Annotated in this window: 14 protein-coding genes; 11 read left to right on the top strand and 3 right to left on the bottom strand. The window is 71.1% G+C overall.

Annotation, left to right across the window (positions count from 1 at the left end; genetic code table 11):
- Positions 1 to 108 precede the first annotated feature (108 nt).
- The 3 genes from ACFV9W_RS32295 to galE form a co-directional block, all read right to left on the bottom strand.
- Positions 109 to 630, bottom strand: coding sequence for a GNAT family N-acetyltransferase (locus ACFV9W_RS32295; RefSeq protein ID WP_385768186.1), 522 nt, complete (start codon positions 628 to 630; stop codon positions 109 to 111).
- Positions 631 to 811: 181 nt separating this feature from the next.
- Positions 812 to 1,753, bottom strand: a complete 942-nt coding sequence (locus ACFV9W_RS32290) for a cation diffusion facilitator family transporter (RefSeq protein ID WP_385768183.1) — start codon at positions 1,751 to 1,753, stop codon at positions 812 to 814.
- A gap of 192 nt (positions 1,754 to 1,945) precedes the next feature.
- Complete coding sequence (gene galE / locus ACFV9W_RS32285) at positions 1,946 to 2,929, bottom strand: UDP-glucose 4-epimerase GalE (protein WP_385768180.1); 984 nt, start codon at positions 2,927 to 2,929, stop codon at positions 1,946 to 1,948.
- 306 nt (positions 2,930 to 3,235) lie between these two features.
- Between galE and ACFV9W_RS32280 the strand changes: the two genes are divergently transcribed.
- The 11 genes from ACFV9W_RS32280 to hpnE all read left to right on the top strand — a co-directional run bounded on the left by ACFV9W_RS32280 (position 3,236) and on the right by hpnE (position 14,156).
- Entirely contained in the window at positions 3,236 to 5,017 is a 1,782-nt protein-coding gene (locus tag ACFV9W_RS32280) for a DUF5941 domain-containing protein (protein ID WP_385768226.1), read from the top strand.
- Positions 5,014 to 5,766, top strand: coding sequence for a sugar phosphate nucleotidyltransferase (locus tag ACFV9W_RS32275; protein ID WP_385768178.1), 753 nt, complete (start codon positions 5,014 to 5,016; stop codon positions 5,764 to 5,766). The genes ACFV9W_RS32280 and ACFV9W_RS32275 overlap by 4 nt, the downstream gene beginning before the upstream one ends.
- The gene (locus tag ACFV9W_RS32270) at positions 5,754 to 6,821 is read left to right on the top strand and encodes an iron-containing alcohol dehydrogenase family protein (protein WP_385768175.1); all 1,068 of its coding nucleotides are present in this window, start codon (positions 5,754 to 5,756) and stop codon (positions 6,819 to 6,821) included. The genes ACFV9W_RS32275 and ACFV9W_RS32270 overlap by 13 nt, the downstream gene beginning before the upstream one ends.
- Entirely contained in the window at positions 6,799 to 7,578 is a 780-nt protein-coding gene (locus tag ACFV9W_RS32265) for a CDP-alcohol phosphatidyltransferase family protein (protein ID WP_385768172.1), read from the top strand. The genes ACFV9W_RS32270 and ACFV9W_RS32265 overlap by 23 nt, the downstream gene beginning before the upstream one ends.
- 44 nt (positions 7,579 to 7,622) lie before the next feature.
- Positions 7,623 to 8,468 carry a glycosyltransferase family 2 protein gene (locus ACFV9W_RS32260; protein WP_385768223.1) on the top strand — a complete coding sequence of 282 codons (846 nt, stop codon included), beginning with the start codon at positions 7,623 to 7,625 and terminating at the stop codon, positions 8,466 to 8,468.
- Between the two features lie 51 nt (positions 8,469 to 8,519).
- Positions 8,520 to 9,449, top strand: a complete 930-nt coding sequence (locus tag ACFV9W_RS32255) for an ABC transporter permease (protein WP_385768169.1) — start codon at positions 8,520 to 8,522, stop codon at positions 9,447 to 9,449.
- Positions 9,442 to 10,227 carry an ABC transporter ATP-binding protein gene (locus ACFV9W_RS32250; RefSeq protein WP_385768166.1) on the top strand — a complete coding sequence of 262 codons (786 nt, stop codon included), beginning with the start codon at positions 9,442 to 9,444 and terminating at the stop codon, positions 10,225 to 10,227. Before ACFV9W_RS32255 ends, ACFV9W_RS32250 begins: the two co-directional genes overlap by 8 nt.
- Positions 10,228 to 10,661: 434 nt before the next feature.
- Positions 10,662 to 11,573, top strand: a complete 912-nt coding sequence (hpnC, locus tag ACFV9W_RS32245) for a squalene synthase HpnC (protein WP_385768220.1) — start codon at positions 10,662 to 10,664, stop codon at positions 11,571 to 11,573.
- Positions 11,570 to 12,532, top strand: a complete 963-nt coding sequence (gene hpnD, locus ACFV9W_RS32240; protein WP_385768163.1) for a presqualene diphosphate synthase HpnD — start codon at positions 11,570 to 11,572, stop codon at positions 12,530 to 12,532. Before hpnC ends, hpnD begins: the two co-directional genes overlap by 4 nt.
- Positions 12,532 to 12,705 carry a DUF6380 family protein gene (locus ACFV9W_RS32235; protein WP_385768160.1) on the top strand — a complete coding sequence of 58 codons (174 nt, stop codon included), beginning with the start codon at positions 12,532 to 12,534 and terminating at the stop codon, positions 12,703 to 12,705. The genes hpnD and ACFV9W_RS32235 overlap by 1 nt, the downstream gene beginning before the upstream one ends.
- Positions 12,702 to 14,156, top strand: a complete 1,455-nt coding sequence (gene hpnE, locus ACFV9W_RS32230) for a hydroxysqualene dehydroxylase HpnE (protein ID WP_385768157.1) — start codon at positions 12,702 to 12,704, stop codon at positions 14,154 to 14,156. Before ACFV9W_RS32235 ends, hpnE begins: the two co-directional genes overlap by 4 nt.
- Positions 14,157 to 14,212: the final 56 nt, after the last annotated feature.

The raw sequence follows: 14,212 nt of genomic DNA, 5'->3' as shown, positions 1-14,212 counted from the left end.
GGGTCCTCTAACATTGTCGGCCGTACGCACCGCACAACCCCCTGGCTGCGGTTGTCCCCAACGTCCCGCCCGGCCGCGCGGCCGGGCGGGACAACCGTAGGCGCCTGGTCAGACGCCGAATGCGGCCGGGTAGGTGATCGTGCCCCGCGGGAGCTGCCCGGAATCGTCGGCTTCATCCAGAACGAGAGCCATCATCGCCTCGTCCGGAACGTCGAAACCGGGCCGGATGCCGTACCCCGAGGCGGGCGTGAAGCCGAACCTCGGGTAGTACTCGGGGTGCCCGAGCACCAGCACAAGTCGCTCACCCCGCGCGCGTGCCGCCTCCAGCACCGCGCGTACGACGGCCGAACCGGCCCCCGTGTTCTGGTACCGCGGCAGCACCGCACAGGGCGCGAGCGCCGCGGCGGGCGCGCCGTCCACCGTGCAGCGGGTGATGAGCGCGTAGGCGGCGACGGTGCCGTCCGGCGCCTCGGCCACGTAGGAGAGGCCGTCGAGCCAGGCGTCGGCGTCGGCGCGCAGGGCGTCGACGAGGTCGGCCTCGGCCTCGGTGGGGAACGCGGCGGCGTTGACGGCGTGCACGGCCGCCCGGTCGGCCCCGGTTTCGGGGCGCGGAAGCCATGCGTGGGTCATGTTGTCGGTCAACGTAGGAACCTTTGAGTGGAGGGCGTCGCTCAGTGGCGGACGGCCCGAGAAGAAGTGGGGACAGACGTGTCGCTGCGCAGGGCAGCGTTCACCGCGACGACAGTCATCAACCCACCTCCTCAAAGATCCATGGCCACGATATCACTCAGCGGAACGGTCGGTGGCCCAGTCAGTGGCACAGCCGCGCCTCGTGCTCGGCGTGCCCCGTCGGCTCCAGCTGGAACGTGCAGTGCTCCACGTCGAAGTGGTCGCCGAGGCAGCCCTGCAGTTCGTGCAGCATCTTCTCGTGGCCGATCGAGCCGAGCATCTCCGTGCTCACGACGACATGCGCCGAGAGCACCGGCATCCCCGAGGTGATCGTCCAGGCGTGCAGGTCGTGCACGTCCTCGACGCCGGGCAGCGCCAGTATGTGCGCCCTGACCTCCGCCATGTCGACGCCCTTGGGGGCCGATTCCAGCAGCACGTTCAGCGTCTCGCGCAGCAGCTTCACCGTGCGCGGCACGATCATGAGGCCGATCACGAGCGAGGCGATCGGGTCGGCGGGCTGCCAGCCCGTCGTCAGGATGATCGCGGCGGAGATCAGCACCGCGAGGGAGCCGAGCGCGTCGGCGGCCACCTCCAGGAAGGCGCCGCGCACGTTCAGGCTCTCCTGCTGGCCCTTCACCAGGAGGGACAGCGAGATCATGTTCGCGACCAGACCGATCAGGCCGAAGACGATCGTCTGCCCGCCGGCCGTCTCGGCCGGCTCGATGAACCGCTCGATCGCCTCGTACAGCACATAGCCGCCGACGCCGAGCAGCAGCAGGCAGTTGGCGAGCGCGGCGAGGATCTCGGCGCGTGCGTAGCCGAAGGTGCGCTGGTCGCTCGCGGGGCGGTTCGCGAAGTGGATCGCGATCAGGGCCATCGCGAGGCCCAGCGCGTCCGTCGCCATGTGGGCGGCGTCGGCGATCAGGGCGAGCGAGTCGGCGACGATGCCGCCGATGATCTCCACCACCATCACGGTCAGCGTGATGGTCAGTGCGATCCGCAGCCGCCCGCGATGTGCGGCGGCGGCCGTCCCGCTCGTCGGTCCGTGGCTGTGCCCGTGGTCGTGATCGTGACCGAGGCCCATCGAAACCCCCTCTGTATCGATGTGTCGACGTATCGGCGCGAGACGTCGAATCCGTTGCCCTGGTCGGGGGCGACGATCACAGTGAACTACGGGTAGGGGGTATCCGCAAACATGGCGGTGAACACCGTTGTCATGTGCCCTGACCTGCGCAAACGTTATTGCGTGAGTGCGCAGGTCAGGCGGTCGCGGAGATCACTTGCCGGCGGCCTCGGGGTGCCGGAGACACCAGCCGGCCCAGGCCGACTCGACCATCTCGCGCACGCCGCGCCGCGCGCTCCAGCCGAGCTCCTTCTCGGCGAGCGTGGAGGAGCCGACCGCGCGCGGGGCGTCGCCGGGACGGCGCGGTTCGACGAGCGCGGGGGTGCGGTTCCCCGACACCTCCGCGATCAGGTCGATCAGCTCGCGCACGGAGGCGCCCTGCCCGGTGCCGATGTTGAGCGTCAGGTCGCCGCCCGCGTCGGGCCGGGACAGCCGGCGGGCCGCCGCCAGGTGCGCCTCGGCGAGGTCGGCGACGTGAATGTAGTCACGTACGCAGGTGCCGTCCGGGGTCGGGTAGTCGTCGCCGAAGATCCGCGGGGCCTCGCCGCGCGTGAGCCGGTCGAAGACCATCGGGATCACGTTGTAGACGCCGACGTCCGCGAGCTCGGGGGCCGCGGCGCCCGCCACGTTGAAGTAGCGCAGGCAGACCGTCGCCATGCCGTGCGCGTGCCCGGCCGCGCGCACCAGCCACTCGCCCGCGAGCTTCGTCTCGCCGTACGGGTTCACGGGCGCGGTGGCCGTGGACTCGGTGATGAGCCCCACATCCGGGTTGCCGTAGACGGCAGCCGAGGAGGAGAACACGAAGCGGCGCACGCCGGCCGCCGCGACGGTCTCCAGGAGCGCGGCGAGCCCGCCCACGTTGTCCCGGTAGTACAGCTCCGGCTTCTCCACGGACTCGCCGACCTGCTTGTGCGCGGCGAGGTGGACGACACCCGTCACCTCGTGCTCCGCGCACACCCGGGCCACCAGCTCGGTGTCCAGGGCCGAGCCGCGCACCAGCGGGATCGTCTCGGGCAGCCGCGAGGGCACCCCCGAGGTCACGTTGTCGAGGACGACGACCCGCTCGCCCGCTTCCGTCATAGCCCGCGCCACATGGGCGCCGATGTATCCGGCTCCGCCGGTGATCAGCCACGTCATGGCGCACCACCCTATGACCGAACCGGGCCCCGCCCGGTTGGCACCGGCGGCTACCCCCGGTTACGGGGGTGGGCCGCCCCTGGTTTGTGGCCCGAGTGCTTGATCGTCAATGATGAGCGCGCGGTCGGCCCCGCGCGGACCGCATGAGACAGGGGCCAATCGGTCGGTAAACGGGCAGCGAACGCCCGGTTGCGCCATCCGATAGCCTCTGCCGACATGCCGCCCGGCGCAGTCCCCGACCGCCGGGTGCCCCACCATGCATGAGCCCGGCGCCCAGTCGCGTCGGCACCCAAGGAGTGAGTTCGTCTGTCGACCGCCATCGTCACCGGATCGCCGGTTCCCGGATCGTCCCTGGAGGGAGATCTGCGGGCGCTGGGCTTCGACGTGCGGCTCGCCCAGGACCCCGCGGACGCCGAAGCGGCGCTCGCGGCCGTCCCCGGCGAGCAGCGGGTCGCGGTCGTCGACGCGGGCTTCGTGGGCCATGTCCACGCCCTGCGCCTCGGCCTGACCGACCCGCGCTTTCCCGCGTCGGCGATCCCGGGCGCGCTCACCGCGCAGCCCGCCGCCCGCCAGGCGCTGACCCGCGCGGTCGCACGGACCGGCGTCGACCCGGACGTCGTGGCCAAGAGCCTGGAGGCGGACGGCACCGATGTGCACCGCCCCGAGCTCGGTGAGCTCGTCGCCGCGGTGCCCGCCGACCCGCAGGCCCGCAACGAGGCGCGGCAGGCGCTCGCCTCCGTCGACGACGAGGCCGTCCGGCTGCGCACCGCGGTCAAGGCGCGCGACGGCTTCTTCACCACCTACTGCATCAGCCCGTACTCCCGGTACATCGCGCGCTGGTGCGCGCGCCGGGGGCTGACGCCGAACCAGGTCACCAGCGCGTCGCTGCTCGTCGCGCTGATCGCGGCCGCCTGCGCGGCCACCGGCACCCGCGGCGGCTTCGTCGCCGCCGGCGTGCTGCTCCTCGCCTCCTTCGTCCTGGACTGCACCGACGGGCAGCTCGCCCGGTACTCGCTGCAGTACTCGACGATGGGCGCCTGGCTGGACGCGACGTTCGACCGGGCCAAGGAGTACGCCTACTACGCGGGCCTTGCGCTCGGCGCCGCCAACGCGAGCGGCGACGACGTATGGGCGCTCGCGCTCGGCGCCATGGTCCTCCAGACCGGCCGGCACGTGATCGACTTCTCGTTCAACGAGGCGAACCACGACGCCGAGGCGCTGGGTGAATTGGCGGGGGCCAGTCCCACCGCATCCCTGTCGGGCAAGCTCGACTCCGTCGGCTGGACGGTCTGGGCCCGCCGCATGATCGTGCTGCCGATCGGCGAACGCTGGGCGCTGATCGCCCTGTTCACCGCGGTGACCACGCCGCGCATCACCTTCTACATGCTGCTCATCGGCTGCGCGCTCGCCGCCTGCTACACGACCGCGGGCCGCGTCCTGCGCTCGCTGACCCGCAGGGCCAGGCGCACCGACCGCGCCGCGCAGGCGCTGCGCGACCTCGCGGACTCGGGCCCGCTCGCCGAGCTGACCGGCAAGGCCCTCAAGGCGAAGGCCGCCCCCGTGGTCGCCGCCGCCGGAGCCGTCGCGGTCGTCGCCGTGAGCGGACTCACGGACTTCGGCAGCGTCTGGCCGATCGTGGCCGCCGCCGTGTACTGCGTCACGTCGGGCGTCGCCGTCGCCCGCCCCCTCAAGGGCGCGCTCGACTGGCTCGTGCCCCCGATTTTCCGGGCCGGGGAGTACCTCACCGTCCTGGTCCTCGCGGCCCGCGCGGACGTCCAGGGCGCCCTGCCCGCGGCTTTCGGCCTCGTGGCGGCGGTCGCCTACCATCACTACGACACGGTGTACCGCATCCGCGGCAACGCCGGGGCGCCCCCGCACTGGCTGGTGCGGGCGATCGGTGGGCACGAAGGCCGGACCCTGGTGGTCACGGTCCTGGCCGCGCTGCTCACCCCCACAGATTTCGCCACTGGACTCACGGTGTTCGCCGTGGCCGTGGCACTCGTGGTGCTCGTCGAGAGCATCCGCTTCTGGGTCCTCTCCGCTCGCCGCGGAGAGCCCGCCGTACACGATGAAGGAGAACCCGCATGATCGGCCTCGTCCTGGCCGCCGGCGCCGGCAGCCGGCTCCGTCCCTACACCGAGACGCTCCCCAAGGCGCTCGTGCCCGTCGTGGGCGAGGGGACCGAGAACGAGCTCTCCGTACTCGACCTCACGCTGAAGAACTTCGCGGAGATCGGTCTCACCGAGGTCGGCATCATCGTCGGCTACCGCAAGGAGGTCGTCTACGAGCGCCAGGCCGCGCTCGAGGCGAAGTACGGGCTGAAGCTCACGCTCATCGAGAACGACGTGGCCGAGAAGTGGAACAACGCCTACTCCCTGTGGTGCGGCCGTGACGCCATGAAGCACACGGTCATCCTCGCCAACGGCGACACCGTGCACCCGGTCTCCGTCGAGAAGACGCTGCTGGCCGCCCGCGGCGACGGCAAGAAGATCATCCTCGCGCTCGACACGGTCAAGGACCTGGGCGACGAGGAGATGAAGGTCGTCGTCGACCCCGACAAGGGCGTCCAGAAGATCACGAAGCTGATGGACCCGTCCGAGGCCACCGGCGAGTACATCGGTGTCACCCTCATCGAGGGCGAGGCCGCCGACCAGCTGGCCGACGCCCTGAAGGCCACCTACGAGCGTGACCCGCAGCTGTACTACGAGGACGGCTACCAGGAGCTCGTGAACCGCGGCTTCCAGGTCGACGTGGCCCCGATCGGCGACGTCACGTGGGTCGAGATCGACAACCACGACGACCTCGCCAAGGCAAGGGAGATCGCGTGCCAGTACTGACGAGGCTCATTCCCTCGCCGGTCGTCGTCGACATTCGGCCGGGGGCGCTCGACGACCTGGCCAAGGTCCTCGCCGACCAGAGGATCTCGTCGTCCACGGGCCGCCTGGCCATCGCGATCAGCGGTGGTTCGGGCGCCGCCCTGCGGGCCCGCCTGGAGCCCTCGCTGCCCCGCGCCGACTGGTTCGAGGTCGGCGGCGGCACGCTGGACGACGCGATCAAGCTGGCGGACGACGTCAAGAAGTCGAACCGCTACGACGCGATCGTCGGCCTCGGCGGCGGCAAGATCATCGACTGCGCCAAGTTCGCGGCGTCCCGTGTGGGCGTGCCGCTGGTCGCCGTCGCGACGAACCTGTCGCACGACGGCCTGTGCTCGCCCGTCGCGACCCTCGACAACGACGCGGGCCGCGGCTCCTACGGTGTGCCGAACCCGATCGGCGTCGTGATCGACCTCGACATCATCCGCGAGGCCCCGGTCCGCTTCGTGCGCTCCGGCATCGGTGACGCCCTCTCCAACATCTCCGCGGTCGCGGACTGGGAGCTGGGCGCCCGCGAGCGCGGCGAGGACATCGACGGACTGGCCGCCGCCATGGCACGCCAGGCGGGCGAGGCGGTCCTGCGGCACCCGGGCGGCGTCGGCGACGACGACTTCCTGCAGGTGCTCGCGGAGGGCCTGGTCCTCACCGGTATCGCCATGTCGGTCTCCGGCGACTCGCGGCCCGCCTCCGGCGCCTGCCACGAGATCAACCACGCCTTCGACCTCCTCTTCCCCAAGCGCGCGGCCAGCCACGGCGAGCAGTGCGGCCTGGGCGCGGCGTTCGCGATGCACCTGCGCGGTGCCCACGACCAGTCCGCGTACATGGTCGAGGTGCTGCGCCGCCACGGGCTGCCCGTGACGCCCGAGGAGATCGGCTTCACCGTGGACGAGTTCGTGAAGGTGGTCGAGTTCGCGCCGCAGACCCGCCCGGGTCGCTTCACGATCCTCGAACACCTCGACCTCTCCACCGATCAGATCAGGGACGCTTACGCCGACTATGCAAAAGCCATCGGTAGCTGAACTCCGCCCGGTCGTTCACCCCGCCGGGGTGAAGGACCGCAGGAGCGGTGAGCACTGGATGGGCCGGCTCTACATGCGCGAGGTCTCGCTGCGTGTGGACCGCCACCTGGTGAACACCAAGGTCTCGCCCAACCAGCTGACCTACCTGATGACCGTCTGCGGCGTCCTCGCGGCCCCGGCGCTGATGGTGCCGGGCATCTGGGGCGCGGTCCTCGGCGTCGTCGCCGTGCAGCTGTACCTGCTGCTCGACTGCGTCGACGGCGAGATCGCGCGCTGGCGCAAGCAGTACTCGCTGACCGGTGTGTGGATGGACCGGGTCGGCGCGTACCTGACCGACGCCGCCGTCCTGGTCGGCTTCGGGCTGCGCGCCGCCGACCTGTTCGGCAGCGGGCGGATCGACTGGCTGTGGGCCTTCCTCGGCACGCTCGCCGCGCTCGGCGCCATCCTGATCAAGGCCGAGACCGACCTCGTGGGCCTGGCCCGCGCGGCCGGCGGCAAGGAGCAGGTCAAGGAGTCCGCGTCCGAGATGCGCTCCTCCGGCATGGCCCTGGCCCGCAAGGCCGCGGCCATGCTCAAGTTCCACCGGCTCATCCTGGGCATCGAGGCGACGCTCCTCATCCTGGTCCTCTCGGTCGTGGACCAGATCAGGGGAGACCTGTTCTTCTCGCGCCTCGGTGTGGCCGTCCTGGCGGGCATCGCGCTCCTCCAGACCCTGCTCCACCTCGTGTCCATCCTCGCTTCGAGCAGGCTCAAGTGAGCGGCGGCACACAGCAGTTGAAGGTCGGCGCGGTTGTCATCACCATGGGCAACCGGCCGGCCGAGCTGCGCGCGCTCCTCGACTCGGTCGCCAAGCAGGACGGCGACCCGGTCGAGGTGGTCGTGGTCGGCAACGGCTCGCCGGTCCCGGACGTCCCCGAGGGCGTACGCACCATCGAGCTGCCCGAGAACCTCGGTATCCCCGGCGGACGCAACGTAGGCATCGAGGCCTTCGGGCCGTCCGGCTCCGACGTCGACATCCTGATGTTCCTGGACGACGACGGGCTGCTGCCGCTGACGGACACGGCCGAGAAGTGCCGCGCGGCCTTCGACGCCGACCCGAAGCTCGGCATCGTCAGCTTCCGCATCGCGGACCCGGACACCGGCGAGACGCAGCGCCGGCACGTGCCGCGCCTGCGCGCCGCCGACCCGATGCGCTCCTCGCGCGTGACCACGTTCCTCGGCGGCGCCAACGCCGTGCGTACGCGGGTCATCGCCGAGGCCGGACCGCTGCCGGCGGAGTTCTTCTACGCCCACGAGGAGACCGACCTCGCCTGGCGTGCCCTCGACGCGGGCTGGATGATCGACTACCGCGCCGACATGGTGCTGCACCACCCCACCACGGCTCCCTCCAGGCACGCGGTCTACCACCGCATGGTGGCCCGCAACCGGGTCTGGCTGGCCCGCCGCAATCTGCCGGCGCCCCTGGTGCCCGTGTACCTCGGCGTCTGGCTGCTCCTGACCCTGGCCCGCCGGCCCTCGGGACCGGCACTGAAGGCCTGGCTCGGCGGCTTCAAGGAAGGCTGGACGACCCCCTGCGGGCCCAGGCGTCCCATGAAGTGGCGTACCGTGTGGCGGCTGACCCGACTGGGCCGACCCCCTGTCATCTGACAAGCTCGTGCCTGACGGCAGGCCGTGCATTTGAAGACGAAAGTTCCTCTTGTGAGTGAGACAACGCATGACGCCGGAGTCGCGGTGAGCGCGACCCCGTCGCCCGATGACGGGCTCTCCCGGCGCGAACTCGCCGCCAAGTACGGCTTGACCGTCAGCGGGGCCCGACCGGGCCTTTTCGAGTACGCACGGCAGCTGTGGGGCCGGCGCCACTTCATCCTCGCCTTCTCGCAGGCGAAGCTGACCGCGCAGTACAGCCAGGCCAAGCTCGGCCAGCTGTGGCAGGTCGTGACGCCGCTGCTGAACGCCCTCGTCTACTACTTGATCTTCGGCCTGATCCTGGGCGCGAACCGGGGCATGTCGCACGACGTGTACATCCCGTTCCTGGTGACGGGCGTGTTCGTCTTCCACTTCACGCAGAACTCGGTGATGTCGGGCGTCCGCGCGATCTCGGGCAACCTGGGCCTCGTGCGCGCGCTGCACTTCCCGCGCGCCTCGCTGCCCATCTCCTTCGCCCTCCAGCAGCTCCAGCAGCTGCTGTTCTCGATGATCGTGCTGTTCATCGTGGCGTGCGCCTTCGGCAGCTACCCGAGCCTGTCGTGGCTGCTGATCGTCCCGGCCCTCGCGCTGCAGTTCCTGTTCAACATGGGCCTCGCGCTCATCATGGCCAGGGCCGGCTCGAAGACCCCGGACCTCGCGCAGCTGATGCCGTTCGTCATGCGTACGTGGATGTACGCGTCCGGCGTCATGTTCTCCATCCCGATCATGCTGGAGGGCAAGCCGGCGTGGATCGCGGACGTGCTCCAGTGGAACCCGGCGGCGGTCTACATGGACCTGATGCGCTACGCGCTCATCGACGGCTACGGCGGCGAGAACCTGCCGCCGCACGTGTGGGCCCTGGCGCTGGGCTGGGCCGTGGTCGTCGCGGTGCTCGGCTTCGTCTACTTCTGGAAGGCAGAGGAGCGGTACGGCCGTGGCTGATCTCGACAACCCCACCGACGCGCACGTCCCGACGGTCATCGCCGACGAGCTGCACATCGTGTACCGCGTCAACGGCGCGAAGACCGGCAAGGGCAGCGCCACCTCCGCGCTGAGCCGGATCGTCAAGCGCGGCGACGAGCGCGGCGTGCGCAAGGTGCACGCCGTCAAGGGCGTCTCCTTCACCTCGTACCGCGGCGAGGCCATCGGCCTCATCGGGTCGAACGGCTCCGGCAAGTCGACCCTGCTGCGCGCCATCGCGGGCCTGCTGCCGGCCGAGAAGGGCAAGGTCTACACGAACGGCCAGCCCTCGCTGCTCGGCGTGAACGCGGCCCTGATGAACGACCTCACGGGCGAGCGCAACGTGATCCTCGGCGGTCTCGCCATGGGCATGTCCCGCGAGGAGATCAAGGAGCGCTACCAGGACATCGTCGACTTCTCCGGCATCAACGAGAAGGGCGACTTCATCACGCTGCCGATGCGGACGTACTCGTCCGGCATGGCCGCGCGCCTGCGCTTCTCGATCGCGGCCGCCAAGGACCACGACGTGCTGATGATCGACGAGGCGCTGGCCACCGGAGACCGCAAGTTCCAGAAGCGCTCCGAGGCCCGCATCCGCGAGCTGCGCAAGGAGGCCGGCACGGTCTTCCTGGTGAGTCACAACAACAAGTCCATTCGCGACACCTGCGAGCGCGTCCTGTGGCTCGAGCGCGGGGAACTGCGTATGGACGGTCCGACGGCAGAGGTACTCAAGGAGTACGAGAAGTTCACGGGCAAGTAACCGCCCGCCTCTGGACCACGTCATATGAGGCCCTACCGGCTTCCGTCCGGTGGGGCCTCCGATGTGCCTGTAAACACCAAGTAATTGGCGATCACGGTCAAGGGCGGGTCAACTTCCTTGCCCTGAAGGAATCTTGGCGTCAATCGGTGTGTTGTTGTGATGTGCAGAACACCCCGACGCGAGAGCGGGCGTTGTACAACGTAAGCTGTACCGGCCTCAATCGCGGCATGTGGGGCGATAAGGCGCGACATCCCGACCCCTGCGGGGCTGGGCGGCCGCGCGGACGGCCGGGCGGCGTGTCCGAAATGGGATGCATTGGGTCCGCAGTGTAGAACGGGAGTCGTGACGGCAATGGCTATGGAAACTCTCCAGCTCCGTGGGGCTTTCGCCGTCCTCGGGGAAGCGGGCCGCATCCGGTGAGCGCGCGCCCCCGAATGCGCCCCGAGAGCCCTGACGCAACAGTGAGCCCGGTGAGCGCCACCCTCGACAAGGCCGCCGAGGAGAACTTCCCGGTGGCCCCCTTCTTCCTGCCGCGCGCCTGGCGCGACGACCTGATGGCCGTGTACGGCTTCGCGCGCCTCGTCGACGACATCGGCGACGGCGACCTCGCCCCCGGCGGCGCGGACGCCCGCTTCCTCGGCGTGTCACCCGACCGGGCGCACGACCGCCTCGCGATGCTGGACGCCTTCGAGGCCGACCTGCGCCGCGTCTTCGGCGGCTCCGACGGCCCGCCGCACCACCCCCTCCTCAAGGCGCTGCAGCCCACCGTCCGGCACCGCTCGCTGACCCCCGAGCCCTTCCTCGGCCTCATCGCCGCGAACCGCCAGGATCAGCTGGTCACGCGCTACGAGACCTGGGACGACCTGCTGGCCTACTGCGAGCTGTCCGCCAACCCCGTCGGCCGCCTCGTCCTCGCGATCACCGGCACCGCGACCCCCGAGCGCATCCGCCTCTCGGACGCGGTCTGCACCGGGCTCCAGATCGTCGAGCACCTCCAGGACGTGGCCGAGGACCTGGGCCGCGACCGGATCTACCTGCCGTCCGAAGACCTGAAGAAGTTCCACGTCGACGAGGCCGATCTCGCCGCGCCGAGCGCGGGCGCATCGGTGCGCGCGCTGGTCGCGTACGAGGCCGAACGCGCCCGCACGCTGCTGAATGAAGGCACCCCCCTGGTGGGTAGCGTCCACGGCAGGCTGAAGCTGCTGCTGGCAGGGTTCGTCGCAGGGGGGAAGGCGGCGGTCCACGCGATCTCCGCCGTTTCGTACGACGTGCTTCCGGGACCACCCAAACCCACCAAAGCGCGGTTGCTGCGCGAGGTGGGAGCGACTCTGCGAGGAGAGGGGTGAGCAAGACCGTGGAGTCTGACCAGACCGTGTCGGCGCCGGTGCTCGCCGCATACAGCTACTGCGAGACCGTCACCGGGCAGCAGGCCCGCAACTTCGCCTACGGGATCCGGCTGCTGCCGACCGCGAAGCGGCGCGCCATGTCGGCCCTGTACGCGTTCTCGCGCCGCGTCGACGACATCGGCGACGGGGGCCTGGAGCCCGACATCAAGGCGCACCGGCTCGACGAGACCAGGGCGCTGCTCGGCCGCGTGCGCGACGGCAAGGTCGAGGAGGACGACACCGACCCGGTGGCCGTCGCCCTCGCCCACACGGCGGAACGCTTCCCGGTCCCGCTGGACGCGCTCGACGAGCTGATCGACGGTGTCCTGATGGACCTGCGCGGCGAGACCTACGAGACCTGGGACGACCTCAAGGTCTACTGCCGGTGCGTTGCGGGCGCCATCGGCCGGGTCTCGCTCGGCGTGTTCGGCACCGAGCCGGGGGCGCGCGGCGTCGAGCGGGCGCCGGAGCTCGCCGACACGCTCGGCCTCGCGCTGCAGCTCACCAACATCCTGCGCGACGTGCGCGAGGACGCCGGGGACGGGCGCACGTATCTGCCCGCCGACGACCTCGCGAAGTTCGGCTGCTCCGCCGGGTTCCATGGTTCCGTGCCGCCGGCCGGATCGGACTTCGCCGGGCTCGTGCACTTCGAGGTGCGCCGGGCCCGCGCCCTGTTCGCCGAGGGCTACCGCCTGCTCCCCATGCTCGACCGGCGCTCCGGCGCCTGCGTCGCCGCCATGGCCGGCATCTACCGCCGCCTCCTCGACCGCATCGAGCGCGACCCCGAGGCCGTGCTGCGCGGCCGCGTCTCGCTGCCCGGGCACGAGAAGGCGTACGTCGCCGTGCGCGGCCTGTCGGGCCTCGACACCCGCACCGTCGTGCGCGGCGCCCCCCGCAGCACCACCAGGAGGCGCGCCTGATGGACACCGCGGGCCAGGGTGACATGGCGAGAACCAAGCGGCGGGCAACCCTCCGCCGCGGCGCCGCGTCCCTGCATGCAACGGTCGGTCGCGTGTTCGCCACACCCGTAGAACCCGGCCCCACACAGGCCGTACGCACCACCGAAGGCACCACCCAGGGGGAGGGCGCATGAGCGACGGGACCACGCCGGACGGGGCGCCCGAGGCATCCGAGGCGGACGCCGCCGCGGACCGCGCCCGGCCCACCGCGGTGGTCGTCGGCGGTGGGCTCGCGGGCATCACGTCCGCGCTCGCCCTCGCCGACGGCGGCATGGACGTCACCCTCCTCGAAGGGCGGCCCCGGCTCGGCGGCCTCGCGTTCTCCTTCAAGCGCGGCGACCTCACCGTCGACAACGGCCAGCACGTGTACCTGCGCTGCTGCACCGCCTACCGCTGGTTCCTCGACCGCGTCGACGGAGCCGCGCTCGCGCCCCTGCAGGACCGGCTCGACGTGCCCGTGCTCGACGCCGACAGGAACCGCCTCGGCCGGCTGCGGCGCACCGCGCTGCCCGTGCCGCTGCACCTGGCCAAGAGCCTCGCCACGTACCCGCACCTGTCGCTCGCCGAGCGGGCCGCCGTCGGCCGCGCCGCGCTCGCCCTCAAGGGCCTGGACCCCGCGGACCCGGCGCTCGACGCCAAGGATTTCGGCTCCTGGCTGGCCGAGCACGGTCAGACACCGCGGGCCATCGAGGCGCTGTGGGATCTCGTAGGCGTCGCGACCCTGAACGCGGTGGCGGGCGAGTCCTCGCTGGGCCTCGCTGCCATGGTGTTCAAGACCGGGCTGCTGTCCGAGCCCGGGGCCGCCGACATCGGGTGGGCCAAGGTGCCCCTCGGTGAACTCCACGACACTCTCGCCCGCAAGGCGCTCGACTCCGCGGGCGTACGCACCGAACTCCGTACACGCGTCACCTCCATCTCCCGTACGGACAACGGACGTTGGGCCGTCGAGGTTCCCGAGAGCCCGGACGGCCGCGGCGAGGTGCTGACCGCCGACAGCGTCGTGCTCGCCGTGCCGCAGCGCGAGGCGCACGACCTGCTGCCCGCGGGCGCCCTCGACGACGCGGACCGGCTGCTCGACATCGGCACCGCGCCGATCCTCAACCTGCACGTCGTCTACGGCCGCAAGGTCCTCAAGCAGCCCTTCTTCACAGCGCTCGGCTCGCCCGTCCAGTGGGTCTTCGACCGCACCGACGCCTCCGGCCTCGCCCGTACGCTGCCCGGCGCCCAGTACCTCGCCGTCTCCCAGTCGGCCGCCCAGGACGAGATCGACGCGCCGGTCGCCGCGCTGCGCGAGCGCTACCTGCCCGAACTGGAGCGGCTGCTGCCCGCCGCGCGCGGCGCCACCGTCCACGACTTCTTCGTCACCCGCGAGCGGACGGCGACCTTCGCGCCGACCCCCGGCGTCGGCGCCCTGCGGCCCACCGCCCGCACCAATGCCCCCGGCCTGTACCTGGCCGGCGCGTGGACCGCCACCGGGTGGCCCGCGACCATGGAAGGCGCTGTCCGCAGCGGCACCAGCGCCGCCGACGCGGCGCTCGCCGCGCTCGGCCGCCCCCGCGGCCATCTGTACCGGGAGGCGGCGTGACAAGCGAACTTCCCACGGTGGAAACGCCGACAACGGTGAATCCGGTAAATCAAGGA

It is taken from the genome of Streptomyces sp. NPDC059897 (genome assembly GCF_042730865.1).
Classification (GTDB): Bacteria; Actinomycetota; Actinomycetes; order Streptomycetales; family Streptomycetaceae; genus Streptomyces.
This window is presented reverse-complemented; position numbering and strand designations above follow the sequence as displayed.

Bases quoted from the DNA above. Each gene is read 5' to 3' on its own strand.
- ACFV9W_RS32295 (WP_385768186.1), bottom strand. From the start codon at position 630: ATGACCCACGCATGGCTTCCGCGCCCCGAAACCGGGGCCGACCGGGCG.
- ACFV9W_RS32290 (WP_385768183.1), bottom strand. From the start codon at position 1,753: ATGGGCCTCGGTCACGATCACGACCACGGGCACAGCCACGGACCGACG.
- galE (WP_385768180.1), bottom strand. From the start codon at position 2,929: ATGACGTGGCTGATCACCGGCGGAGCCGGATACATCGGCGCCCATGTG.
- ACFV9W_RS32275 (WP_385768178.1), top strand. From the start codon at position 5,014: ATGATCGGCCTCGTCCTGGCCGCCGGCGCCGGCAGCCGGCTCCGTCCC.
- ACFV9W_RS32265 (WP_385768172.1), top strand. From the start codon at position 6,799: ATGCAAAAGCCATCGGTAGCTGAACTCCGCCCGGTCGTTCACCCCGCC.
- ACFV9W_RS32260 (WP_385768223.1), top strand. From the start codon at position 7,623: ATGGGCAACCGGCCGGCCGAGCTGCGCGCGCTCCTCGACTCGGTCGCC.
- hpnC (WP_385768220.1), top strand. From the start codon at position 10,662: ATGCGCCCCGAGAGCCCTGACGCAACAGTGAGCCCGGTGAGCGCCACC.
- ACFV9W_RS32235 (WP_385768160.1), top strand. From the start codon at position 12,532: ATGGACACCGCGGGCCAGGGTGACATGGCGAGAACCAAGCGGCGGGCA.
- hpnE (WP_385768157.1), top strand. From the start codon at position 12,702: ATGAGCGACGGGACCACGCCGGACGGGGCGCCCGAGGCATCCGAGGCG.